At 71.7% G+C, this 22834-nt stretch carries 22 protein-coding genes and 1 pseudogene; 16 read left to right on the forward strand and 7 right to left on the reverse strand.

Annotated elements, in window-relative coordinates; genetic code table 11:
- Window positions 1-1264: 1264 nt before the first annotated feature.
- Window positions 1265-2653: a mercuric reductase gene (locus AB0L95_RS02775; protein ID WP_365155774.1), complete on the forward strand. Its 1389-nt coding sequence runs from the start codon at window positions 1265-1267 to the stop codon at window positions 2651-2653.
- A gap of 230 nt (window positions 2654-2883) precedes the next feature.
- Here the strand turns inward: AB0L95_RS02775 and AB0L95_RS02780 are convergent.
- The 3 genes and pseudogenes from AB0L95_RS02780 to AB0L95_RS02790 all read right to left on the reverse strand — a co-directional run.
- Window positions 2884-3129, reverse strand: a pseudogene (locus AB0L95_RS02780) (integrase core domain-containing protein); the annotation flags it as partial.
- Window positions 3084-3848 (reverse strand): YcnI family protein, encoded by a 765-nt coding sequence (locus tag AB0L95_RS02785; RefSeq protein WP_365155776.1) that lies wholly within the window; start codon window positions 3846-3848, stop codon window positions 3084-3086. The pseudogene AB0L95_RS02780 and the gene AB0L95_RS02785, both read right to left, overlap by 46 nt.
- A 43-nt stretch (window positions 3849-3891) precedes the next feature.
- Complete coding sequence (locus AB0L95_RS02790; protein WP_365155779.1) at window positions 3892-4497, reverse strand: hypothetical protein; 606 nt, start codon at window positions 4495-4497, stop codon at window positions 3892-3894.
- Between the two features lie 101 nt (window positions 4498-4598).
- Here AB0L95_RS02790 and AB0L95_RS02795 point away from each other — a divergent pair, with 101 nt between their 5' ends.
- From AB0L95_RS02795 to AB0L95_RS02835, 9 genes are all read left to right on the forward strand, one after another.
- Window positions 4599-4997, forward strand: coding sequence for a helix-turn-helix transcriptional regulator (locus AB0L95_RS02795; protein ID WP_365155782.1), 399 nt, complete (start codon window positions 4599-4601; stop codon window positions 4995-4997).
- Between the two features lie 247 nt (window positions 4998-5244).
- A complete protein-coding gene (modA, locus tag AB0L95_RS02800; RefSeq protein WP_365155785.1) occupies window positions 5245-6078 on the forward strand; it encodes a molybdate ABC transporter substrate-binding protein in 834 nt (277 codons plus the stop codon).
- Window positions 6075-6926, forward strand: a complete 852-nt coding sequence (gene modB / locus AB0L95_RS02805) for a molybdate ABC transporter permease subunit (RefSeq protein ID WP_365155788.1) — start codon at window positions 6075-6077, stop codon at window positions 6924-6926. The genes modA and modB overlap by 4 nt, the downstream gene beginning before the upstream one ends.
- A gap of 34 nt (window positions 6927-6960) precedes the next feature.
- Complete coding sequence (locus AB0L95_RS02810; protein WP_365155791.1) at window positions 6961-8049, forward strand: ABC transporter ATP-binding protein; 1089 nt, start codon at window positions 6961-6963, stop codon at window positions 8047-8049.
- Between the two features lie 127 nt (window positions 8050-8176).
- Window positions 8177-8305: a hypothetical protein gene (locus tag AB0L95_RS02815; protein WP_365155794.1), complete on the forward strand. Its 129-nt coding sequence runs from the start codon at window positions 8177-8179 to the stop codon at window positions 8303-8305.
- Window positions 8306-8494: 189 nt separating this feature from the next.
- Window positions 8495-9160, forward strand: a complete 666-nt coding sequence (locus AB0L95_RS02820) for a DedA family protein (protein WP_365155797.1) — start codon at window positions 8495-8497, stop codon at window positions 9158-9160.
- Window positions 9157-9807: a phosphatase PAP2 family protein gene (locus tag AB0L95_RS02825; RefSeq protein WP_365155800.1), complete on the forward strand. Its 651-nt coding sequence runs from the start codon at window positions 9157-9159 to the stop codon at window positions 9805-9807. The genes AB0L95_RS02820 and AB0L95_RS02825 overlap by 4 nt, the downstream gene beginning before the upstream one ends.
- A gap of 27 nt (window positions 9808-9834) precedes the next feature.
- Window positions 9835-10494, forward strand: a complete 660-nt coding sequence (locus AB0L95_RS02830) for a response regulator transcription factor (RefSeq protein WP_365155803.1) — start codon at window positions 9835-9837, stop codon at window positions 10492-10494.
- Window positions 10491-11906, forward strand: a complete 1416-nt coding sequence (locus tag AB0L95_RS02835) for a HAMP domain-containing sensor histidine kinase (protein ID WP_365155805.1) — start codon at window positions 10491-10493, stop codon at window positions 11904-11906. Before AB0L95_RS02830 ends, AB0L95_RS02835 begins: the two co-directional genes overlap by 4 nt.
- Here the strand turns inward: AB0L95_RS02835 and AB0L95_RS02840 are convergent.
- The 4 genes from AB0L95_RS02840 to AB0L95_RS02855 form a co-directional block, all read right to left on the reverse strand.
- Window positions 11887-12798 (reverse strand): hypothetical protein, encoded by a 912-nt coding sequence (locus AB0L95_RS02840; protein ID WP_365155808.1) that lies wholly within the window; start codon window positions 12796-12798, stop codon window positions 11887-11889. The genes AB0L95_RS02835 and AB0L95_RS02840 overlap by 20 nt on opposite strands.
- Window positions 12799-12949: 151 nt before the next feature.
- Window positions 12950-13783, reverse strand: coding sequence for a hypothetical protein (locus AB0L95_RS02845; RefSeq protein ID WP_365156495.1), 834 nt, complete (start codon window positions 13781-13783; stop codon window positions 12950-12952).
- 63 nt (window positions 13784-13846) lie between these two features.
- Entirely contained in the window at window positions 13847-14821 is a 975-nt protein-coding gene (locus AB0L95_RS02850; protein ID WP_365155811.1) for a YbhN family protein, read from the reverse strand.
- Window positions 14818-16338: a hypothetical protein gene (locus AB0L95_RS02855; protein WP_365155814.1), complete on the reverse strand. Its 1521-nt coding sequence runs from the start codon at window positions 16336-16338 to the stop codon at window positions 14818-14820. Before AB0L95_RS02855 ends, AB0L95_RS02850 begins: the two co-directional genes overlap by 4 nt.
- Window positions 16339-16589: 251 nt before the next feature.
- Here AB0L95_RS02855 and AB0L95_RS02860 point away from each other — a divergent pair, with 251 nt between their 5' ends.
- The 6 genes from AB0L95_RS02860 to AB0L95_RS02885 all read left to right on the forward strand — a co-directional run bounded on the left by AB0L95_RS02860 (window position 16590) and on the right by AB0L95_RS02885 (window position 22755).
- A complete protein-coding gene (locus tag AB0L95_RS02860; RefSeq protein ID WP_365155817.1) occupies window positions 16590-16997 on the forward strand; it encodes a BlaI/MecI/CopY family transcriptional regulator in 408 nt (135 codons plus the stop codon).
- Entirely contained in the window at window positions 16994-17896 is a 903-nt protein-coding gene (locus tag AB0L95_RS02865) for a M56 family metallopeptidase (protein WP_365155819.1), read from the forward strand. The genes AB0L95_RS02860 and AB0L95_RS02865 overlap by 4 nt, the downstream gene beginning before the upstream one ends.
- Window positions 17897-17991: 95 nt before the next feature.
- Complete coding sequence (locus AB0L95_RS02870; protein WP_365155822.1) at window positions 17992-18660, forward strand: RraA family protein; 669 nt, start codon at window positions 17992-17994, stop codon at window positions 18658-18660.
- A gap of 360 nt (window positions 18661-19020) precedes the next feature.
- Complete coding sequence (locus tag AB0L95_RS02875) at window positions 19021-19914, forward strand: aminoglycoside phosphotransferase family protein (protein WP_365155824.1); 894 nt, start codon at window positions 19021-19023, stop codon at window positions 19912-19914.
- Between the two features lie 146 nt (window positions 19915-20060).
- The gene (locus AB0L95_RS02880) at window positions 20061-20462 is read left to right on the forward strand and encodes a hypothetical protein (RefSeq protein ID WP_365155827.1); all 402 of its coding nucleotides are present in this window, start codon (window positions 20061-20063) and stop codon (window positions 20460-20462) included.
- Between the two features lie 262 nt (window positions 20463-20724).
- Window positions 20725-22755 carry an ABC transporter ATP-binding protein gene (locus AB0L95_RS02885; RefSeq protein ID WP_365155830.1) on the forward strand — a complete coding sequence of 677 codons (2031 nt, stop codon included), beginning with the start codon at window positions 20725-20727 and terminating at the stop codon, window positions 22753-22755.
- Window positions 22756-22834 lie beyond the last annotated feature (79 nt).

Consider the following 22834-nt stretch of genomic DNA (forward strand, 5'->3'; position numbering starts at 1 on the left):
GCTCCGGAGTGAATGCGTCGATCACTCCGGATAGCTCTCTGACCTGCGACGGATTCCATTGCAGGACGTCAGCGGCACAGAGGGTGTCGTAGGTGTGTCGGGCGACCCCGCGGCTCGCCCTGTCGGCCCGTTAGCGGAGTCCGGATGGCCTTGAAGCGAGGGCCTCGGGTCGTGTGGATCAACGCACCATTGCCCCCAAAGAACTGAAGCACCCGAACGCCCTCTGTGGGAATTGACGTACGCCGAAGACAACAGCCAAGCCCTGCCGCCATCCCGCGAGTTGCCGAGGCCGGTAACGATCGTAGAGTGGAATGAGGGGCGCAGGGAAATGGGAGGCCGGCATGGTTTTTGTGCGTGTTCACGTGATGAAAGATAAACTGAACGCAGAACAAAAACGTGAACTCGGTGATAAATTGATCGCCGCCGTGGCGGAGGTCGAGAAACTCCGAAACACGGCACGCCATCAGCAGACATCGTGGGTTCAGTACTACGAATTCGATCCCGATAACTGGTACAATCCGCATAACCTTGGTGATCCGTCTGCGCAGTGGCAGATCGACGTAGTCGCCCCCCAGAAGCTTCTGCCGACACCGAAAGAGACTAAATTGGTTCTAGAGAAGGTGACGGCCGCAGTCCGTTCCGTCAGCGGAGAAGGTCTGCTGCCCGCCCGAGGGCCATGGGTGCATGTATACGTGATCCCTGATCTGAGTGGGGCATGGATGGCAAGGTCCCGAACTGGGACGGCTGGAGAGCGTACTTCGAGGCGGACACGCAGGAAGAAGTTGACCGTGCACTTGCCATGGTCTTCGGGGAAGATTAAAAAAAGTTGCTACAGTGCACTCAGAAACTGCATCTACTGCGCGCACAGCAGTGGTCACCCCAATGTGCGCTTGAGTAAATTCCACAAGCTGGTTGCGTGCGCAACAGTTCGACTCGCCTGGGAACTGAATGTTCGGGTCGCGGATCAGTTGCCTCATCGGTACATGTCACGCGGACTACCCTTGACCCTCGACAGTCATTGTTTCCATCCTTTCCCTATGCTCCGGACTCGCCCCCTTTGCGGAGTTGGGAAAATTCAGAGAGTCCTTTCACGCCCAGGGCATCGGCATTCTGACTACCATCACCGTTCCCCTGCGGGGACACTGGTTCTCGAACCAATTCTCGGCCACTGACTACAGCTCGACCACCCACCGATCAGCAACACACCCACACCCACGTGTGCACGCTCAGTGCACACGGAATTGCATGGGGTTACGATCTCGCTGTGGCAGACGAGGGCTATGACGTGATCGTGATCGGGACCAGCCAGGGCGGTCGGTTCCTCCCCGTCGATCTGGCGAAGGCAGGCAGGAAGGTGGCGCTCGTCGAGCGCGACCACCTCGGCGGCGTCTGCGTGAACACCGGGTGCACCCCGACCAAGACGATGGTCGCCAGCGCACGCCTCGCCCACCAGGCACGGCGCGGCGCCGAGTACGGCGTGCGGACCGGACCGGTGTCGGTCGACCTCACCGCCGTGCGGGAGCGCAAGCGGGCAATGGTCGCGGGCGCGCGGGAGAACTACGCGAGCCGCCTGGCGCAGGACGGGCTCGACCTGATCGAAGGCGGGGCCCGTTTCACGGGGCCCAAGACGATCGAGATCGCCCTGAGGAACGGCGGGACGCAGGAGATCAGCGCACCGGTGATCGTCATCGACACGGGCGCCAGGCCCAAGCCGCTGGCGATCAGCGGCGCACAGAACGTCCCTGTCCTGGACTCAACGTCGATCATGGAGCTGGGCGAGCTCCCTGAGCACCTAATCATCCTCGGCGGCGGCTACATCGGGCTGGAGTTCGGGCAGATGTTCCGCAGGTTCGGCAGCGAGGTCACGATCGTCCAGACCCGCCCGCGCCTGATGATGATCGAGGACGATGACGTCTCCGACGAGGTCGCCGCCATCTTGCGCGATGACGGAATCACGGTCCTGACTTCGACGACGCCGGACCGGGTCGAGGAAGCAGGCGGCGGGCGCGTGCAGCTGACTGTTCGCACGCCGCACGGCGAGCAGCAGATCGAGGCCTCCCACCTGCTGTCGGCCACCGGCCGCGCCCCCAACACGGAAGCGCTCGCGCCGGCGGCCGCCGGCATTCGGCTGCGCGACAACGGCTTCATCGAGGTCGACGAGTACCTGGAAACCACCGTCCCCGGCATCTACGCCATGGGGGACGTCAAGGGCGGCCCGGCCTTCACCCACCTTTCCTACGACGATTACAGGATCCTGCACGCCAACTTGCTCTGCGGCGAAAAGGCCAGCACGCGGGACAGGATCGTCCCGTACACCGTGTTCATCGACCCGCAGCTCGGCCGCGTCGGAATGACCGAGCGGCAGGCCAGGGAGCAAAACCGGGCGGTCCGCGTCGCGAAGCTGCCGATGAGCGCCGTCATCCGGGCCCTCGAGACCGGGGAGACACGCGGCTTCATGAAGGCCGTCATCGACGCGCACACCCAGCAGATCCTCGGCGCCGCCGTGCTCGGCACAGAAGGCGGCGAGATCATGACGATCATTCAGGTCGCCATGCTGGGCAAGCTCCCCTACACCGCAATGGCGAACGCCATCTTCACGCACCCGTTGCTGGCGGAGGGCCTCAACAGCCTCTTCACGACGCTCGACGCCTAGCCGAACGGCGCCGCGTGGCTCCGAGAGCACTAGTTCGGAAGATCGCGTATGCGGTCCGGCCTGACGTGGGGGGGGGGGGAGGCTGACCAGCGCGTTTGCGGAGCGCTGTCGGGTGTCCCGTGGCTCCCCCTGGCGCGCCTTTCCAACGGGCACGCCGGGGGCACGGTGCCGCTCATCTGGCGGTGTTCCCGGAGTGAAGCTCGACCACGGCCTGCCCTGACGATCTCCGCCTACGCCTGGGTCGCGGTCTTCTGCTTCAAACGTTCGTAGGGTGTCCGGCCGCCGAGGCCGCCGTGGGGGCGATGGTAGTTGTAGCAGTCCCCCTCGCGCAGCTTGTCGTTGAAGACCTCGGCGTCGTCGATGACGACCCCGTCGAGGAGTCGGTAGAACTCCTCGGCGTCGATGCGGTGGGAGCGTTCGACCTTGCCTTTCAGGCGCGGGGTGCGGGGCTTGATGTACCGCGGACGAGCGCGAAGGCCGCTGCGGCCAGGCCCAGGACACCGACGACCAGGCCGGCGACACCGAGCCCACGGGCGGTGGAGTCGCTGCTGGAGGCGGCCTGCGTGGAGGCCGCGCCCGACTTCCCGGTGGTAGTGGTGGCGGCGGCGCCGGACGAGGCCGCCGGCGTGGACGTGCTGCCCTCGGCCGTGCCCTTGGCCGTCAGCGAGAGGACCGGCGCGGGGTTCTCCGGCTCGTCCCCGCCCTTCGGGGTCTCCTCGATCCAGCGGACGACGTTCCCGTCGGAGTAGGTCTGCAGCGTCTTGAAGGTGAGCTGGTCGGTGTCGTCGGGGAGCTGGCCGAAGGCGACGTGGAAGTCCTGGTACTGGCCGTGCCGGATGCGCCCGCCGGTCCAGGTGATCTCGGAGACCGCGTCGGTGATGTTGCCGTCGTCCGTCTTGACCGGCGTCTTGAGCTTGGTGGTGGTCACCTGTGCGGTCCAGCCGTCCTCGGGGGTGACCAGCACGCCCAGAACCGGGTGGTCGGTGGGCAGGAAGACCTGCACCTTGGTGGTCGCGGCGGTGTCCTCCTCATTGGGGACACGGAAGGTCAGAACGCCGTCGGTGGCGCCCTTGGCGTAGCTCTCGGGGTGGACGGTGACATGCGCGAAGGCCGCGCCCGCCGCGGCGAGGACACCGCCGGCGGTGAGGGCGGCGACGGTGCCGGCGCGGCGCAGGGTGGTACGCAGAGAGGACATGGGTGGTGGTGCTCCGTACTCGTGCTCGGTTTTTTTGGGGGGTTCAGATCGTGTACGGGGCAGCCGGGGGCGGTCCGCGCCGGGACAGGGCGTGGCGGAGCAGCGCTTGGCGGAGGGGGCGGCACCGGTCGGCGTACGGGCGCGGGAGTCTGGCGTAGGCGAGCAGGGGCGCCGTGCGCCACCAGGCGACGAGGCGCGGGACGAAGGCCACGGCCTTGCGCAGCAGGGACCACAGGGCGGCCTCGCCGCGTCGCAGACACCAGGCGGCCAGAAGTGCGGCAACCAGATGCGCGGCGACGGCGTGCGAAGTCATGGCGTGCGACGGGGCGGCCATGTGCATGCCGTGCGGCATGCCCGGCATGTGCATCGTGGTGTCCGGCGGCCCGGCCGCGTCGAAGGCGAGGTGCAGCCCGCCCTGTACGAGGAGCATCGCGAGGCCGATGCCGGGGAGCGAACGCTCACGTCCGGCGAGCAGCACACCGCCCGCGAACACGGGCAGGAACCCGACCGCCTCCACCCACAGTGCCGGCTCCATGCCGGTGGCGAGGGTGTGTCCCCCGGCAGCGAGCAGGACGCATATGACGGCGAACACCGCCGCGCGCACGCTCCGCACCGCCCAGGACACACCCATGGGGTGGGATCCTGCCATGCGGACGACGGCGGCCACGCCGATTCCCGCAGATCCGGCGCGCCCGGGGCCGTCCGGGGCGTGTTGCGGCCCGAGCGACCCGGGCGCCTATCGTGGCGCCCATGCAGTCCTACACAATCGGGCAGGCCGCCCGTCTGCTGGGGGTGAGCCCGGACACCGCACGCCGATGGGCGGACGCGGGCAGGGTGGCGACCCGTCGCGACGAGGGCGGACGCCGGGTCATCGACGGCACGGATCTGGCCGCGTTCTCGGTGGAGCTGGCGCGCGGCGGCACCGGCGAGGAGGACGCCCCCTCGTACACCTCCGTCCGCAACGCATTCCCCGGGATCGTCACCGCCGTGAAGCTCGGTGACGTGGCCGCCCAGGTGGAGATCCAGGCGGGGCCGCACCGGCTGGTCTCGCTGCTGACCCGGGAGGCGGTGGAGGAACTCGGCCTGGAGGTCGGGATGGAGGCCACCGCGCGCGTGAAGTCGACGAACGTGCACATCGACCGCGCATGACCCGCACGGGGTGCCGCCCATCCGACCGCGCATGACTCCCCGTCGGGGCCGCTGCCGATTCGGCTGTGCGTGACCGCGCGGCGGGGAAGAGGTGCCGTAGAAACGCACATGCGGGGTTCCGGACCGCGATCACCCAGCTCATGCGATGCCACAGCAGACTTACGGATGGCATCTGCGTCAGTATGATCGGCGTATCGGAGGGGTCCGGGGGATCTCTCCCGCGACGAACAGAGGGAGTGCACCCGTGATGACCCGTTCCGTGCGCCTGAACCGCCGGATGCTGCACGTGACCGGCGCGACGGTCGCCGCACTGCTGGCCCTGAGCGCCTGCTCCTCCTCGTCCGACTCCGACTCCACCAAGAAATCGGACTCCTCGGACTCGTCGGCGTCCTCGTCGGCGAAGCTCTCCGGCACGGTCACCGTCTTCGCCGCCGCCTCCCTCAAGGAGAGCTTCACGACCCTGGGGAAGCAGTTCGAGAAGGAGCACCCCGGCACCCACGTCACCTTCAACTTCGGCGGCAGCGACACCCTCGCCGCGAGCATCACCGGCGGTGCCCCCGCCGACGTCTTCGCCGCGGCCAGCCCCAAGACCATGGCCATCGTGACGGACAAGAAGGACGCGGCCGGCACCCCCGTCACCTTCGTGCGCAACCAGCTGGAGATCGCCACCCTGCCCGGCAACCCGGACAAGGTCGCCTCCCTGAAGGACCTCACCAAGTCCGGCCTGAAGGTCGTGCTGTGCGACAAGACCGTGCCGTGCGGTGCCGCCGCGCAGAAGGCGCTGGACGCCAGCAAGCTGAAGCTCACGCCGGTGTCGTACGAGCAGGACGTCAAGAGCGCGTTGACGAAGGTGGAGCTGAAGGAGGCCGACGCCGCGGTCGTCTACAAGACCGATGTGAAGGCGGCGGGTGACAAGGTGGAGGGCGTGGAGTTCCCCGAGTCCGCCAAGGCGGTCAACGACTACCCGATCGCCCTGCTCAAGAACGCGCCCAACGCCGAGGCGGCCAAGGCGTTCATCGCCCTCGTGCAGTCCGCCGAGGGGCGCAACGTGCTGACTGAGGCCGGGTTCCTCCAGCCGTGACCCCCAGCGACACCTCCGACGCCGCGGCCCGCCCCCTGACGGGTGGGCCGCGGCGCGGGCGTGCCTGGGGGCCGGGGGTGCCGCTGCCGCTGCTGCTGCCCGCGCTGGCCGGCCTGGCGTTTCTGCTGCTGCCGCTGGTGGCCCTGCTGATACGGGCCCCGTGGCGCACCCTGCCCGCCCAGCTGACCAGTACGGAGGTGTGGCAGGCGCTCCAGCTGTCCCTGGTGAGCGCGACCGCCGCCACCGCGCTGAGTCTGGTGCTGGGCGTTCCACTGGCGTGGCTGCTGGCGCGTACGGACTTCCCAGGGCGGCGGCTGGTACGGGCCCTGGTGACCCTCCCGCTCGTGCTGCCCCCGGTGGTGGGCGGCGTCGCACTGCTGCTGGCGCTCGGGCGCAACGGGGTGGTGGGACGGTGGCTGGACACATGGTTCGGGATCACCCTGCCGTTCACCACGGCGGGCGTGGTGGTGGCCGAGGCGTTCGTGGCGATGCCGTTCCTGGTCATCAGTGTCGAGGGCACACTGCGGGCGGCCGACGCACGGTACGAGGAGGCCGCCGCGACGCTCGGCGCCTCCCGTTTCACCGCCTTCCGCCGGGTCACGCTGCCGCTGGTCGCGCCCGGCGTCGCGGCCGGTTCGGTGCTCGCGTGGGCCCGGGCGCTCGGCGAGTTCGGGGCGACGATCACCTTCGCCGGCAACTTCCCCGGCCGTACCCAGACGATGCCGCTGGCCGTCTACCTTGCGTTGCAGAACGACCCGGCGGCGGCGATGGCGCTGAGCCTGGTGCTGCTGGCGGTGTCGATCGCGGTCCTGGCGGGGCTGCGGGACCGTTGGACGACGGCGTCATGACCGACCGGCGTACGGCAGCAGGGGCGGGCCTGGGATGACCGACATCGACGACACCACGGCCGCTCGGGAGGCCGGTGTCCGGGCGGAGGGCCTCGACGCCCGGCTCGTGGTCGACCGCGGCTCCTTCCGGCTGGACGTCGCGCTGTCCGCCGCGCCGGGCGACGTCATCGCCGTACTCGGCCCGAACGGCGCGGGCAAGACCACCGCGCTGCGCGCCCTCGCCGGTCTCGTCTCGCTCACCGGCGGTCATCTGCGCCTGGACGGCAGGTCCCTGGACCGTACGCCGCCGGAGTCCCGCCCGGTCGGAGTGGTCTTCCAGGACTATCTGCTCTTCCCCCATCTGTCGGCGCTGGACAACGTGGCCTTCGGGCCGCGCTGCCGGGGCGCGTCCAGGACGGAGGCGCGGCGGCAGGCCGCCGCATGGCTGGAGCGCATGGACCTCGCCGAGCACGCCGGCGCCAAACCCCGGCGGCTCTCCGGCGGCCAGGCGCAGCGCGTCGCCCTGGCCCGCGCCCTGGCCATCCGTCCCCGGCTGCTGCTCCTCGACGAGCCGCTCGCCGCGCTCGACGCCCGTACCCGGCTCGACGTACGCGCCCAGCTCCGGCGTCATCTCGACGAGTTCGAGGCGGTCGCGGTGCTGGTCACCCATGACCCGCTGGACGCGATGGTGCTCGCCGACCGGCTGGTCGTGATCGAGCACGGCAGCGTCGTCCAGGAGGGCGCCCCCGGCGACATCGCCCGCCGTCCCCGCACCGACTACATCGCACAGCTGGTCGGCCTGAACCTCTACCGGGGGCAGGCCGACGGTCACACCGTACGGCTCGACTCCGGCCCCGCGATCACCACCACGGAGGACCTCGCCGGGCCCGTCTTCGTGGCGTTCCCGCCGGGCTCGGTGACCCTGTACCGGGAACGGCCCGGCGGCTCCAGCGCGAGGAACCTGTGGCGCTGCGAGGTCGCGGGGCTGGAGACCCATGGTGACCAGATCCGTGCCGACCTCATCGGTGAACTCCGGCTCGCCGCGGATCTGACCACCGTCGCCGCGGCCGAACTCGGTCTCCAACCGGGTGCCACGGTCTGGGCGACGGTGAAGGCGGCGCAGACGCACGCGTATCCGGCCTGACGCGCCGTACGCGTATCCGGCGCGCCACGCGCCCATCCGGCCTGACGCGCCGCGCGAGCGCCGTCGAGCGCAGCCCGGGACTGCGGCTACGGTGGGTCCGTCGCAACGGAATCCGACCTTTCGTCGCATGTTGTCGCGTTCCCCGCTTCCCCACCTTCCGCGAGGCGCGCCCACGAACCTGAGCGTCCGACTGCTGTCCGGCTCCTCGGTCGTCGCGCTGATCAAGTCGACGGAGGTCTCGCTCGCCATCCCCTGAGCCCGGCCGACGGCAGGCGGTGTCCACGAGCCGCGTGCCATGCCATGCCATTCACCCGTGGAGGTGATCGAGGGAACGCCTGCCGCCTGGTTCTCGTCTACAGTTCAGTAGACGGTCTACATCTTTGTAGTCAGCTGCCGGGCGACGCCCCCGTCGTGCCCGGCCTCCCGTACGGAAAGGCTCGTGCCGATGGCCACACCCCTGACCCTGAGCTCACAGCTCGCGGTGAACGTGCTGGACGCCCAGTCCCTGCTGGCGGCCTTCGGCGTCCTGGGCGTGGGCGTGGTGATGTTCGCCGAGACGGGCCTGCTGATCGGCTTTTTCCTGCCCGGCGACTCCCTGCTGTTCACGGCGGGCCTGCTGTGCACCGGCTCCGGTCAGCACGGGGTGAAGCTGTCGCTGCCCGCACTGCTCGTCGCAGCGGCCGTGGGCGCGCTCGCCGGGTCCCAGTGCGGCTATCTGCTCGGGCGCAAGGCCGGCGGCGCGCTGCTCGCCCGCAGCCGGTCGGCCCGGCTGCACGAGGGCGCGCACCGCGCCGAGGAACTCCTGGAGCGCTACGGGCACGCGAAGGCGATCGTCCTGGCCCGCTTCGTCCCCGTGGTGCGTACGGTGCTGAACCCGATGGCCGGGGCGCTGCAGGTGCCCGTGCGGACCTTTACCGTCTGGCAGGTGGCCGGCGGTCTGGCATGGAGCCTCGGCCTCACCCTCGCCGGGTACGCGCTGGGTTCGTCGGTGCCGAACGTCGACAGATACCTGCTGCCGATGATCGCGGTGATCGTCGCGATCTCACTGATCCCCCTCGCCCTGGAGTTGCTGCGCTCCCGCCGCGCCGCGAAGGAGGGTGTCCGCGGATGATGTACGCCTTCGACGGCTCGTCCCTGGACGGCCCCGCCTACACCGACGTGGTGGATCTGGCCCACCGCGCCCCCGCCTGGCTGGACTCCCTGGTCTCCGCCTGGTCGACGTACGGGCTCGGACTGTTCGCCGTGCTGATGCTGGCCGGCTGGTGGCGGGCACGCCGCACCGGCTCGGGTCCGGCCCTGGTCGCCCTGGCGGTGCCCCTGGTGGTCGTCCTCGGGTACGCGGTGAACTCGGTGGTGAAGCTGCTGGTCCGTGAGGACCGCCCCTGCCAGAGCCTGCACGTGGTCACGCTGGAGGCGTGTCCGGCGCCGGGCGACTGGTCGTTCCCCAGCAATCACACGGCGATAGCCGCGGCGGCCGCGGTCGCCCTCATATGCGTCTCACGCCGGATCGGTTACGTCGCGCTGGTGGCGGCGGGGGCGATGGCGGTGTCACGGGTGTGGGTGGGCGCCCACTACCCGCACGACGTCATCGCCGGGTTCGTCGTCGGAGCCCTCGTCGCTTCCGTCACGATCATCCCGCTGAGCAGCCGCCCGGACACCCTGGCCCGCCGCTTGGAGACCACCCGACTGCGTCTCTTGCTCACGGCGTCCGCGCCCAGGCGCGAAGCCGCCCAGGAGCGGGTGGGCACCCCCACGTAGTCCACGGGTAGCGAGCGACGGAGAGCCATGCGCCACAAGATCCTGGTCGTCGAGGACGACCACGCGCTGCGGGATGTGCTGCTGCGCGGTCTGCGGGACGAGGAGTACGACACCGTGGCCGCCGCGGACGGCGCGACCGCGCTGCGACTGGCCGGCGACGACGTCTCCGCAGCCGTCCTCGACATCGGGCTGCCCGACGCCGACGGGCGGGATGTGTGCCAGGCGATCCGGGCCAACGGGTTCGCCGGGCCCGTCATCTTCCTGACGGCCCATCACCGGCTCACCGACCGGCTCTCCGGGTTCTCCGCGGGCGGCGACGACTATCTGCCCAAGCCCTTCCACCTCGCCGAACTCGCCGCCCGGCTGCGGGCGGCACTCAAGCGCGCCGCACCCCGCCCGGCGCCCGTCGGGGACCTGGTCCTGGACGCCGTACGGCACGGCTTCACCGTGGACGGCAGGCATGTCGGTCTGACGCCGACCGAATTCCGTCTCCTCGCGGCCCTGACGGCGGCTTCCGGGGACATCGTGCGCCGGCGCGAGCTGATCCGGGCGGGCTGGTCCGAGGGCTCCCACGTCAGCGACAACACCCTGGACCAGTATCTGACCCGGCTGCGCCGCAAGCTGCGGGAGGCGGGCAGCGCGCTGACGATCGGCACCGCGCGCGGCATCGGCCACCGGCTGTCATGACGACGCGGTCCGCCCGGCCGAGGCCGCCGGTCCCCCGCCCGGCGTCGCTGCTCGCCCGGCTGGGGCCGCACACCCTGCGGGGCCGGCTCTCCCTGGTGGCGCTCACCACGGCCGCGCTCATCATGGTGGTCCTCACGGTCGTCTTCAACGCGGTCGTACGGCAGCACCTCCAGCGCCAGGCGGACGACGAACTGCGCACCCGGGCGGCGGCGGTCGCCACGACGATCGACACCAGAGGCCCGCAGGTGCGCGTCCTGGAGACCTCCAACGACGCGCTTCTCGACGCCAATGTGTGGATCTACGCCGGTGCCCGTCTGCTCGAACAACCCTCCTCGACGACGGCGCACGGGCCGCTGACCCGTGTCGCGGACGCTCTGGTGACCCGTGGCGGCCCGGGCTGCGTCACCACCGAGGACCACGGCCACGGGTCCGTCCGGTTGTGCGCCCGGCCCGTACCGCGTCGTGCGGGAGAACGCGCGGCCACGGTCGTCACCGCCCTCGACCTGTCGCCGTACCGGAGTTCGGCGGACACCCTGCTGCTGGGGTCCCTCGTCCTGGACACCGTGATGCTCGCGTGCACCTACGCGCTCACACGCCTGGCGGTCGGGCGGGCCCTGCGGCCCGTGCGCACGATGACGGACCAGGCCACCCAGTGGGGTGCAGTGGCCTCCGAGGAACGGTTCGGCGCGATCCGGAGCCCGACCGAACTCGCCCGGCTGGGCGGCTCGTTGGACGCGCTCCTCGACCGCATCCGGGCGGTGCTGCGCCATGAGCGGCAGCTGACCGCGGAGCTGTCGCACGAACTGCGCACACCGCTCAGCCGGATCGTCGCCGAGCTGGACTGGTGGCAGGCCCGCCCGCGCACGGACGCCGAGACCAGGGCCACGCACACAGTGATCGCCGACGCCGCCCAGTCGATGCGCACCATCTGCGACACCCTTCTCGACGACGCCCGGGACGGCGCGCCCACGGCTCCCGGCACGACCCGGGTGCTGCCGGCGCTGCGGCAGCTCGCCGCCGGCCTCGACCGCCCGGCCCGGGTGACGGCCGAGGTCCGCGCGGAGGACGAGCTGCTGGAGGCGGGCGTCCAGGCCGCGCTGCTCGAACGGATCGTCAGCCCGCTGCTCGGCAATGCCCTGCGCTACGCCCGCGCCCACATCACCGTGGAGGCCCGGCGCACGCACGACGGCGTACGCATCGACGTCACGGACGACGGCCCCGGGGTGCCGGAGCCGTTCGCGGGGCGGCTCTTCCAGCCGGGACAGCGGGCCGACCCGGACGACGGGCACGACGGGGCGGGCCTGGGGCTGCCGCTGGCGCGACGGCTGGCCCGCTCCGTCGGCGGTGAGGTGCACCACGATCCGGGGCACGGCCCGGGCGCACGATTCGTGGTCAGCCTGCCCGCTGGGTGACCGGCTCCCTCCCGCCGGCGTCCGGCGCGAGCGCGGCATCCCGCCTGCGTCCCCGGAGGTGGGCGTGGGCCATCAGGCCGAACAGCACCGCGAGAAGCACGGCGGACGAGCCCGCGGTGCCGAGGTCCAGGCCGCCCTTGGCGACCGGCTTGGTGAGAAAGTCACCGGCGGTGGCACCGAGCGGGCGGGTGAGGACGAAGGCGATCCAGAACAGCAGCACATTGGGCACCGCGGGGGCCCGCATCAGGACCACGAGCACCGCGAGCAGACCGGTCACGAGCAGCGCCGCGCCCGCGTAGCCGAGGCCCGAGCTGTCGGAGAGGAAGTCGCCCATGGAGGTGCCGAGCGTGTTGGAGACGAGGATCGCCGACCAGAACAGGGCCTCGCCGCGGAAGCTGACGATGTCGCGGATCCGGAAGGTCATCCCGGTCAGTTTCCAGATCGCGAAGATGACGAGCAGGACCGAGACGAGGAGGGCGGCTCCGGCGGGGTAGCCGAGTCCCAGGCCCTGGGGGCCCCAGCCGAGCGAGGTGGCGCCGTTCGACAGGTACGCGGCGCTGGCGTCGCGGTTCATGAAGTCGGACATGGTGGTGCCGGCCATGCTGGTCGACAGGATGACGGTCCAGTAGAAGAAGGGGTTGTAGCGGGCGGAGCGCAGTTGGACGACCAGGGTCACCGCGAAGACCAGGAACAACGCGACGGTGGTGAGGAAGTAGCCCAGCCTGAGGGTCTGGGAGAACAGGTCGCCCGCGGTCTCGCCCAGGGTGGTCGCCGCGATCTTCATGATCCAGAAGGCCAGGGTGACCTCCGGGAGCTTCTTCACCACGCTCTCTCGCGCCTCTTGTCGCACCTCCGCGCCCTCGGGACCGGTGCGGGTCTCGGACTTCTCCATGTGCGGACACTCCTGTTCGTGCCACGACGCAGGGCGCTCGTCCATGGCGAGCGCCCTGCGCGGACGGTGGGGACGGCCGCGCACGGCGGCCGCGTCGGTGTCCGACCCTGTCAATGGTGACCTGAATCGATCCTGAATGCGTGACAAGTCGTCACACTGCGTGTTCAGTGGCGCGTTCGGGTTCGGCGACGTCCGTGCGGGTCACCGAGAGGTAGACGACCAGGCCGAGGATGACCAGGAGGAACAGCGCGCTGGTCACCACGGTGCCCAGGCCGAGGCCGCCGTCGCCGGTCGGCTGGGAGAGGTAATCACCCATCGAGGCGCCCAGCGGACGGGTGAGGATGTACGCGATCCAGAAACTCCACACGGCGTTCAGGCCGAGGGCGAAGCGGGCCACCGCCACGGCGGCGATCGCCGCGGCGAACAGAACGGCGGAGATCCAGTAGCCGAGGTCCATCCGCTCGGCGACGAGGTCGCCGGCCGAGGTGCCGAGGGCGAAGGTGAACAGGACGGCCAGCCAGTAGAAGGTCTCGCGGCGGGTGGAGTCGATGTGGTGGATGGACAGGGTCCGCTCGGTGCGATACCAGGCGGCGAACACGATCGCGAGGACGATCGCGAACACCGTGGTGGTGGTTGTCAGCGGCACGCCCATGTTGTCGGTGAGGTTGTCGCTGACCAGGGTGCCGACGACGCTGATCAGGGCCACGGCGAGCCAGTACACGCCGGGGCGGTAGGCCCGGGTGCGGAACTGCACGACGAGTACGACCGCGAGCAGCGCGCTCATCAGCAGGGACACACCGGTGAGCCCGAGCCCCGCCTTCTCGTTGAGCAGATCCGCGGCGGTCTCGCCGACGGTCGTGCACAGCACCTTGATGACCCAGAAGTAGACGGTGACCTCGGGGACCTTGTTCCAGCGCGGGCGGGGAGCGGGCGCGGCCGCTGCGGGGCCTCGCAGCCCCGCCGTCTCGGATGTCTCGTAGCTTATGGGACCCGACGCTGTCACCGGAAACCTGAACTCATCCTGACCGCCGCCCGGCACCCCGCCTGATCACAGTGCCTTGCGGCGGACGAGCAGGCCGAGCACCACCAGGCCCGGGACGAGCGGCAGCCACACCGTCAGCAGCCGGTAGCCGAGGACCACGGAGGCCGCCGCACTGCCGGGGACTCCCGCGAGCGTGAGCGCGAGCGCGAGCGCGGCGTCGAGGGACCCGATGCCGCCGGGGGTGGGCAGCAGGACGGCCGCGCTGCTCGCCGCGAGGTAGGCCAGTGCCACCCGTTCCGGAGGCACCGGCAGGCCGAGGGAGCAGGTGACCGCGATGACCACCAGCGCGTGCAGCGAGGGGAAGGCCAGGGACCCGCCCCACAGGGCGGCCGCCCGGGCGGGCAGCCGGTGCACGGCCCGTACGTCCGCCGACACGGTCCGCACGGCGCGCCGCAGCGGTCCGGACAGCAGCAGCAACGGGAGCGCGGCGGTCGCGACCAGCGCCGCCGTCACCACGGTCGGGGAGACACGCGGCAGCCGCAGCAGTCCGGGCCCGGCGAGGGCGAGGACGGCGATCAGCGCGGCGCGGGCGACGGCCCCGGCGGTGGCCTTGACGGCGAGCGAGGTCGCCGAGCGGGGCACGGACAGTCCGCAGCGGGTCAGAAAGCGCAGATTGACGGCGCCCGCGCCGAGGCCCGCGGGCAGCACATGGTTGGCGGCGGAGGCGGCGAACTGTGCCGCCACCAGCCGCCCGCCGGGCAGCGCCTCGGCCACCGCGCCCTGCTGGGCGAGGGCCGAGCAGGCCCAGGTCGAGGCTGCGGCCGTCGCCCCGAGCAACAGCCAGCCCGGGTCGGCGCCCGCGAGCCGGGCGGCGCCGGCCTCGATCACGGGCCAGTGGCGCCGGGCGAGCAGCGCGGTGCCCACGAGCACCACGAGGGTGACGGCGGCGTGCCAGGAGGCGCGTGCCGGCAGGACCCTGGTCCGGGCGGGCGCCACCACCGACGCCTCGGGGGCCGCCTTCGTGGTCGTCGGCGGCGTCATCGGTGTCCGCCCGGGGTCGTCGAGGGGCCGGTCCCGGGAGCGATGTACAGGCGGATGCCGGCGAAGGAGTGGGCGGGCCAGCCATGGGTGTACGCCGGCGGACGGCCCGTGGCAGTGCCCAGATACGCGACGGGCATGTGCTGTGCGGTGCGGGTGATGTCGGCGGGGGTGCTGTTGGCGTTGCTGCCACTGGTCGCCGCCGAGGAGCAGCCGGCGTAGAAGGCGATCGGGACGGAGTCGTTCCCGGTGAGCAGACAGGGCGGCCGGACGCCCAGCCGGTGCAGTTCGGCGGCGGTGCGGGACCAACCGTGGCGATCGGCGTCGGTGCGTGCGACGGTGCGGTGCAGGACCGTGAACTGCACCGCCAGATGGCAGGCCAGCCCGAGCGCCACGAGCGTCCCGGCGAGGGGCCGCCATCGGCCGTCCGGTGCGGTGACCAGATCGAGGAGGCCGTCGGCGACCGGGATCGCGAGGAGGGCGTAGGCGGGGAGCAGGAAGCGGGGCGCGGCGTATCCGATGAGGAAGAGGTAGGGGAAGGCCGCGGTCGCCGCGCAGGCCAGCGGCACCAGGGTGCGGGCCGGGCGCCGGGCACCGATCGCGACGCACGCCGCGAGCACGGCCAGCAGGGGCAGCGCGAACCACCAGGCGGTCACCGCGGGGTTGGGCAGCGGACCGGTGCACGGGCGGCACAGGGAGCGTCCGGCGAGACTGCGCAGCTGGTCGGCGACGGCGATGTCCCAGCCCAGACCGCCCTGGATCCGGGAGCCCTCGGACAGGCGCCGTACCAGTCCCCCGTAGTCGGCGACATATGCCTCGGTGATCCACTCGGCCGCCCCGACGGCCAGCCCGGCCAGCAGTGCGAACACCAGTGCGCGGCGCCGCCAGCGGCGCAGGAACACCACCACGACCAGCAGGGGCGTCGCGATCCACAGGGCGTCCGTGGGCCGCATCCACGCCATGAGCGCGGCGCTCACGGCGACCCCCCGCACGGCGGCCCGGTCGGTCGGGTCGGCGTGGGCGCGCAGGAAGCAGCCGGTACCGGCCAGGGCACCGATCGCGACCCAGTAGTTGGGCATGGCCTGCGGGCCGTAGAACAGGGTGATCCACAGGCTCCCGAACAGGGCGCCGCCGAGCACGAGCACCCCGGCCGGGAAGAGCCCGCGCCAGGCGCGCAGGGCGAGGTACAGGGCGGCCCCGGACAGCACCGCCAGATAGACCCGGAGCAGCGCGGTGGACGAGGACCACAGGGTCACGGGCGCGACCAGCAGGGATATGCCCCGGGCGCGCGGCGCGCTGAAATACGCGGCGGGGGCGTGGGCGCTGACCTGGCTGACGTACACCGTCTCGTCCCAGCCGAGACCCATCCCCGGACCTACGAGGACGAGCTGGGCCAGGGTGAAGGCGCCCGCCACCACGGCGATCAGGGCCGGGCCGCGGTCGCGCCACGAGGTGCCGGCGACCGACGGCCCGGCGGGCCGGCGGACTCCTGCGAGCGCGATGTTCGAGCTGTTGGCCACGGCCCACCCCTCACTTCCCTACAGACCGTAGGGCCTCATACCCTACAAGCCGTAGGGTCGACGGCGTGAGTCGGGAATGAAGTCGGCAAAACACGGACAAGTTACCCCGGACGGAGGGGCGTTGCAGGGTCAAGCGGCCCGCCACACCGGTCACGGTGGATCGCATTGCGCCGAACGGGTGATCCGGGTCGCACCCGGAGGCCTCCACCGCTGGTGCAGGCGGCTTCCCTACGCGCTGTAAGGTTGCGGGCATGGCTGGCAGAGGCCCCCAGGGCAGGGCGGAACGGCGCAGCGCCGGCGAGTTGGAGAGCGAGGTGCTCGCCACGCTGTGGGCCACCGAGCAGGCGCTCACCCCCGCCGAGGTCCAGGCCGACATCGGCGGCGGCCTCGCCTACAACACCGTGCACACCATCCTGAAGCGCCTCTACGACAAGGGACTCGTACTGCGCGACGTGGACGGGCGGCGCGGCGCCTACCGGCCTGCCAAGAACGCGGCCCAGCTCACCGCCGAGGCCATGCACGAGGCCCTTGACCGCGGCCCCGACCCGATCGCCACGCTTCAGCAGTTCGTGACCGGACTGAGCCCCGAGGAGGAGCAGGCCCTGCGCGAACTCCTGGACGGGGGTGCACACCGGCATCCGAACGGGGGCGCCGCATGAAGATCGACGTCTACCTCCCGATCCTGCTCTCGCTGCTGCTGGCCGCGGTCGGACCGGTGGTCGGCCGGCGGGTGGCGCCCGCGCTCGCGGCCCGGGTGCTGACCGCCTCCGCCGTGTTCACCGCGGCCGCCACCACCTGGTCGCTGCTCCTGCTCGCGGTCACCCTGGTCGACCGGGCCCCGCCCGTCGTGGCGGACGCCCGCGCCGACGGCCACCGGTTGCCCGACCCGGTCCCGGAGACGGTCGCCGTGGCCGCCGCACTGGCCCTCGTCCTGATCGCCGTGCGCGTGTACCGCACCGCCCGCGCCGAGCGGCTGACCCGCCGCGCGCTGCGCAGCCTGTGCGCCGGGCATCCGCCGGACACCGAACTGATCGTCGCCGCCTCACCCGTACCGCAGGCGTTCGCCATCCCCGGCAGCGGCGGCGCACCGGGCCGGATCCTGGTCACCTCGGCGATGCTCAGCGCCCTCGAACCCGCCGAGCGCCGTGTGCTGCTGGCCCATGAGCGCACTCATCTGCGCCACCGGCACGCGCTGCTGGTGACCGCCGTGACGCTCGCCAGCGCGGCCGACCCGCTGCTCGCTCCCGTCCGCGCCACGGTCGCGTTCCTGGTCGAGCGCTGGGCCGACGAGCAGGCGGCCGACGTGGTCGGCGACCGCTCCACCACGGCCCGGGCCCTCGCACGCGCCGCGCTGAGCGCGGGCCGCCGGGCACCGGCGTGCGCACTGCACTTCACCGACCGCGCGGTCAGCCGCCGCATCGCCGCCCTCCAGGTCGCTCCGCCCCCGCACCTGTGGCCGCTCGCCGCGACGACGCTGGCGCTCGGGGCACTGCCGGCGCTGGGGGCCGCGGACGCCACCAGCGATCTGCTGCACCTGCTCACACACCTGCTCATGTGACCCGGCCGGCATCTCCGGCGCACAGACGTGCGCCGTCTGTTCCCCCGTCATGCGCCGGGAGTAGATTCGATGATCCACTCGAACGGAGGGATCTCATGAGCGGCATCATCGAATCCGGCGACGGGTTCCGGGACGTTCCGACGACCACCCTCGCCGATCTGCTCGGCCGGGCACAGGTCATGGACATCGGCATCCGCCCGTTGTGGTCCGGGACTCCGCGCGTGGCCGGTCCGGCGTTCACGGTCCGCTGCCCTCCCGGTGACAACCTGATGCTGCACGCGGCCATCCACCGCGCCGAGCCCGGCCAGGTCATCGTCGTCGAGTCCGGGGACGTGGACCACGCCCTGGCCGGCGGCAACGTCTGCGCCGTCGCCCGGCGCCGGGGCGTCGCCGCGTTCGTGGCCGACGGGGTCATCCGTGATCTCGCGGAGGTGCGCGAGATGGGCTTCCCCGTCTTCGCCCGGGGCGTCATCCCCATCCCCGGCGCCAAGAACGCCGTGGAACCCCTCAATGCCGAGGTGCGGTGCGGCGGTGTGAAGGTGCGTCCCGGGGACATCGTGGTGGCCGACGAGGAGGGCGTCGTGGTGGTTCCGGCGGACCGCCGCGAGGAGATACTCGCCGCCGCCCGGAAGAAGCTGGCCAAGGAGGCGGAGGAAACCCTGGACGCCTGGGAGAAGGCGCACCGGGCGAAGATCGACGCCCTGCTGGCCGAGCGGGGCTTCACGGAGCACGTCGCAGCTGACACCCCGTCAACCGGCGCGTGAGCAAGCGCCCGGCAGGGTCACTCATCACCACACGGGGGAATCGAACGACCTCACGCACATCGTCCCCCAGGGCGGCTTGAGGCTGAGCGAATCTCTCGCATCTTTGTCCGAGAATTCGCTCCCGGGTACCCGTTACGAGTTCATGATCGGGGCGGTTGTTCGGGCGATTGTTCGGCACCTTGTCCGTCGCCCGAGCCCTGGAGGAATCATGAACCCCGTCCCCGCCCCTGCCGCCGCTCACCCCGTGTTCGAGAGGCGGCCCCTGCGACCCGTCGTCGCCGGACGCGGAGTTGACGTCCGCGCCCTGACCCGTGCCGCCGTCCGCGCCTCCTCATCACGTCCGGCACCGAGGAGGGACGCATGAGCGTCCGCACCCCGCTGCCGCCCGCCCTGACCGCCTGGGCCGAGGGCGTCGTCGGTCCCGTCCGGTCCGTGCGGGACGTCTCCCGGCCCCCTACGGCCTCCCGGGTCTGGGAGCTGACGTCCGACGGCGCCCGCGCCTGCCTCAAGGTCGCACCGACACCGGCGTCCTACGCCCGCGAGACCCGCGCCTACCGCGAGGCGGCCCCCGCGCTGGAGCGGGACAGCGTGCCACGGCTGCTGGAGACCGACGCGCACCACCAGGCCCTGCTGCTGACCGCGGTGCCCGGCCGCCCCGTGGGGGCCCTCGACCTCGCCCCCGGGCGACGCCGTGCCCTGCACCGCCGCGCGGGCGCATGGCTGCGCCGGTTCCACGGCGACGCCCGGGATCTCACCGCCCGGGACCGCGCCGAGGCGCAGGACGAGGTCGAACGCGCCGTCCTGGACGCCGAGGCCCACCTGGAACGCGCCGGCGACCTCGTCACGGCACCGGAGCGGGACGTCGTACGCCGCCATGCCGTCGCGCTGGCACTGCTCGGCCCGCTGCCCGCCGGATACGTCCACGGCGACTTCCGGGAGCACAACTGGCTGTACGACTCCGCGACCGGCGCGCTCGCGGTGGTCGGTCTGGACCGGGCCCGCCCGCACGCGGCGGTCGCCGACCTCGTCCGGCTCGCCTGCGGCCCCTGGACACGGTGGCCCGAGCTGCGGACCGCGTTCCTGGAGGGCTTCGGGCGCCCGCTGACCGGCGAGGAGGAGGCCGCGCTGCGCAGTTTCTCCGCCCTCGAAGCGGCGAGCGTCGTCGCCCGGGGCGCGCTCCACGACGACCCGGGGGCGATCACCCGCGGCCGCACCGCCCTGGCCCACCTGCTCACCCTGCCCGCTCACCCCTGAGTCAGGCCGGAGCCGGGGCCCGACGGCAGCCCCGGCTCCGCCGTACGGATCGGCTCCGGCACACGGCCGGGCTCGGCTCCGCCCCGCATCCCGGCGGAACATGCGCGCCCCGCCTACGGCACCACCTTGATCCTCTTCATCGTGAAGTGCGACGTGACGTTCTTGGTGCGGGGGATGGTCATGACACGCTGGCTGAGAAAGGTCTCGTACGCGGCCTGGTCGGTGTCGCCCTCGGCGCGGCCCTGCCCGCACCGGTCAAGGGCATGGAGTTCACTTTGTGCGCCCTGTTCACGGTGCTCCCCCTGGACGCGCTCCGCCCCCGCCAGGAGATCCCCTCGCTGCTGCTCGCCGGGGCCGGTGTCACCGTCGCGCTGGTGCTGACCCAGGGCGTCGCCCTGTTCACCGCGCTGTTGCTGTTCGTCGCCCTGCTCTACGCCCTGGCCGCCGTGGCCGTCACCATCGGCGTACACCTGGTCTTCGGCCGCCGCACCATCCTGAGCGTGGGCCTCGGCACCACGGTCTACGTCATCCTCCTCAGCGCCCTGTAACGGCCCCACCCGACGATCCGGGCGTAGGCGTCGACATCGTCCGGCGTGACGTCGCGCGGCTGCATGGAGACCTCGGCCGACCGCTGCGTTTCGGCCAACCCCGTTTCCCCCAGGCGCCCTTGCGGGGCAAAGCCCCGTGCATCCCGCATCTTTCGCGAACCGCCTGAGGACGGGATCCGCAGACCGACCGAAAAACACGCGTTCGAAACCGGGGGGTGCGTCGTTGAGCCCGGCAACACCGCCAGACCTCGAAGGAGCCACGTTGACGACGACCGGCTCGGGCCGCGACACGCCGCCAGACACGAAAACACCGGACACGAAAACAGAAGACACCAGGATCTCGAACGCGGAACGCGAGCTGTACGGCGGCAGACTCCGCTACGACCACTCCTTCGTACGCCACGAAGGCCCGCTGACCCGGCTGTCGTTCGGGCACATGGCGACCGCCCTGCCCCGCATGATGGGCATGGTCCTGCGCACCGGATGGCAGACGGACCCGCGGGCGCTGGCCGGAGTCGTGGCGGCCCAGCTGGGCCAAGGGGTGACGTCGGCCTGGGGGCTGGTCGCGGTCAACAGCGTCCTCGCCGAGCTGTTCGCGGACGGCCCGACCGCGAACAAACTACGGGACGCCCTGCCGTCGCTGGTCCTGCTGGGCGCGACCGCGGTGACGGCGGCGCTGCTCGCGGCCTGGTCGACGGCGATGTCGGGCCGGCTGGAGCCGCAGGTGGAGCGGGCGGTGTCCGGCCGGTACTACGCGGCCGTCACCCGGGTCGAGGTCGCGGCGACCGAGCGACCGGAGGTCCAACGCGTCCTGGAGGCGGGGAAGTTCGGCACCGATTCCGCGCGGAACATGCTGCGGCTCTCGGTGGGCGTGGGCAACGTGCTCATCGGGATGGCCGCGGCCGCGGTCGTTCTGGCATCGCTGCACTGGGCGCTGCTGCCGATGCTGCTCGCGATCGCACTCCCCAAGGGGTGGGGTGCCGTCCGCTCGGCGCGCCGCGACTACATCTCGCGGCTGAACTGGGTCGATCACCGGCGGGCGATCGCCTCGCTGCTGGCCTATCTGACCCGCCCGCACGCCGCCGGGGAGATCCGCGTGCACGCGGCCGGCACCAAGCTGCTGGCCGGCTATGCGGAGATGTCCCGGCAGACCGAGGCCGAACAGCGCCGGCTGGCCCGCGCCCAGGCCTCCACCGATCTGGTCGCCGGCGCCTTCGCCGGCCTGGCGTCGCTCGCCTGCTACGGGCTGCTGTGGTGGCTCCTGTCGAGCGGTGGACTGCCGCTCGCCGTGGGCGGGACCGCGGTCATCGCCATCCGCACCTCGACCGCGCGCCTGACCTCCCTCGTCCAGCAGGTCAACAGGCTTTACGAGGAACTGCTGTTCCTCACCGACACCGAGACCGCCGTCGACGTGGCCGGCGAACACGCCATCCCGGCGGCGGGCACCGCGCTGCCCGCCGCCGTGGACCGGGTGCGCGTACAGGACGTGTCGTTCACCTATCCCGGGGCCGACGTCCCAGCGCTGAAGCAGGTCAGCCTGACGGTCCGCCGGGGCGAGGTGACCGCCCTGGTGGGCGCGAACGGCTCCGGGAAGACCACCCTGACCAAGGTGCTCGCCGGGCTGCTGCTGCCCGCCGAGGGACATGTGTGGTGGGAGGACGGGAACGGCGCCCGGGTCGAACTGCGCGAGGCGGACCGGGCCGGCGTCTTCGCCGCGGTGGGCCTGCTCGCCCAGGACTTCCCGCGCTGGGAGATGACCGCCGCCGCGAACGTGGCCATCGGCGCCGGTGACCGTCCCCGGGACATGGACCGCGTTCGAGGAGCCGCGCGGGAGGCGAACGTGCTCACCCTCGTCGAAGGCCTGCCCCACGGCTGGGACTCGATCGTGTTCAAGGGCTACGAGCGGGGTGTCCAGCTCTCCGGCGGGCAGTGGCAGAAGCTGGGCACCGCGCGCAGCCTGTACCGCGGCGCGCCGTTCCTGTTCGTCGACGAGCCGACCTCCGCACTCGACCCGCACGCGGAGATCGCCGCGTTCGACGGACTGTGGTCCCTGGCCGAGCAGGGCCACGCGGTCGTGCTCGTGACCCATCGCCTGGCCGCCACGGCGAAGGCCGACCGGATCTATGTCCTGGCCGGGGGGCACGTCGCCGAAGAGGGCACGCACGACGAACTCATGACGCGGGAGGAAGGGGTGTACCGCGGCATGTACACCGCCCAGGCCGCCCAGTACGGCCTTTCCACCCCGGCGGACACCCCGTTGCCCACCGCCCGCCGCCCTGGAGACGCCTCGTGAGCGGAATGAACGGAGGGCACGAAGCGCAACGGACACCGAGCCGCTGGACGTCAGCCCTGGCCCGACCGCGCGCAGAACG

It is taken from the genome of Streptomyces sp. NPDC052036 (assembly GCF_040680495.1).
Classification (GTDB): Bacteria; Actinomycetota; Actinomycetes; order Streptomycetales; family Streptomycetaceae; genus Streptomyces.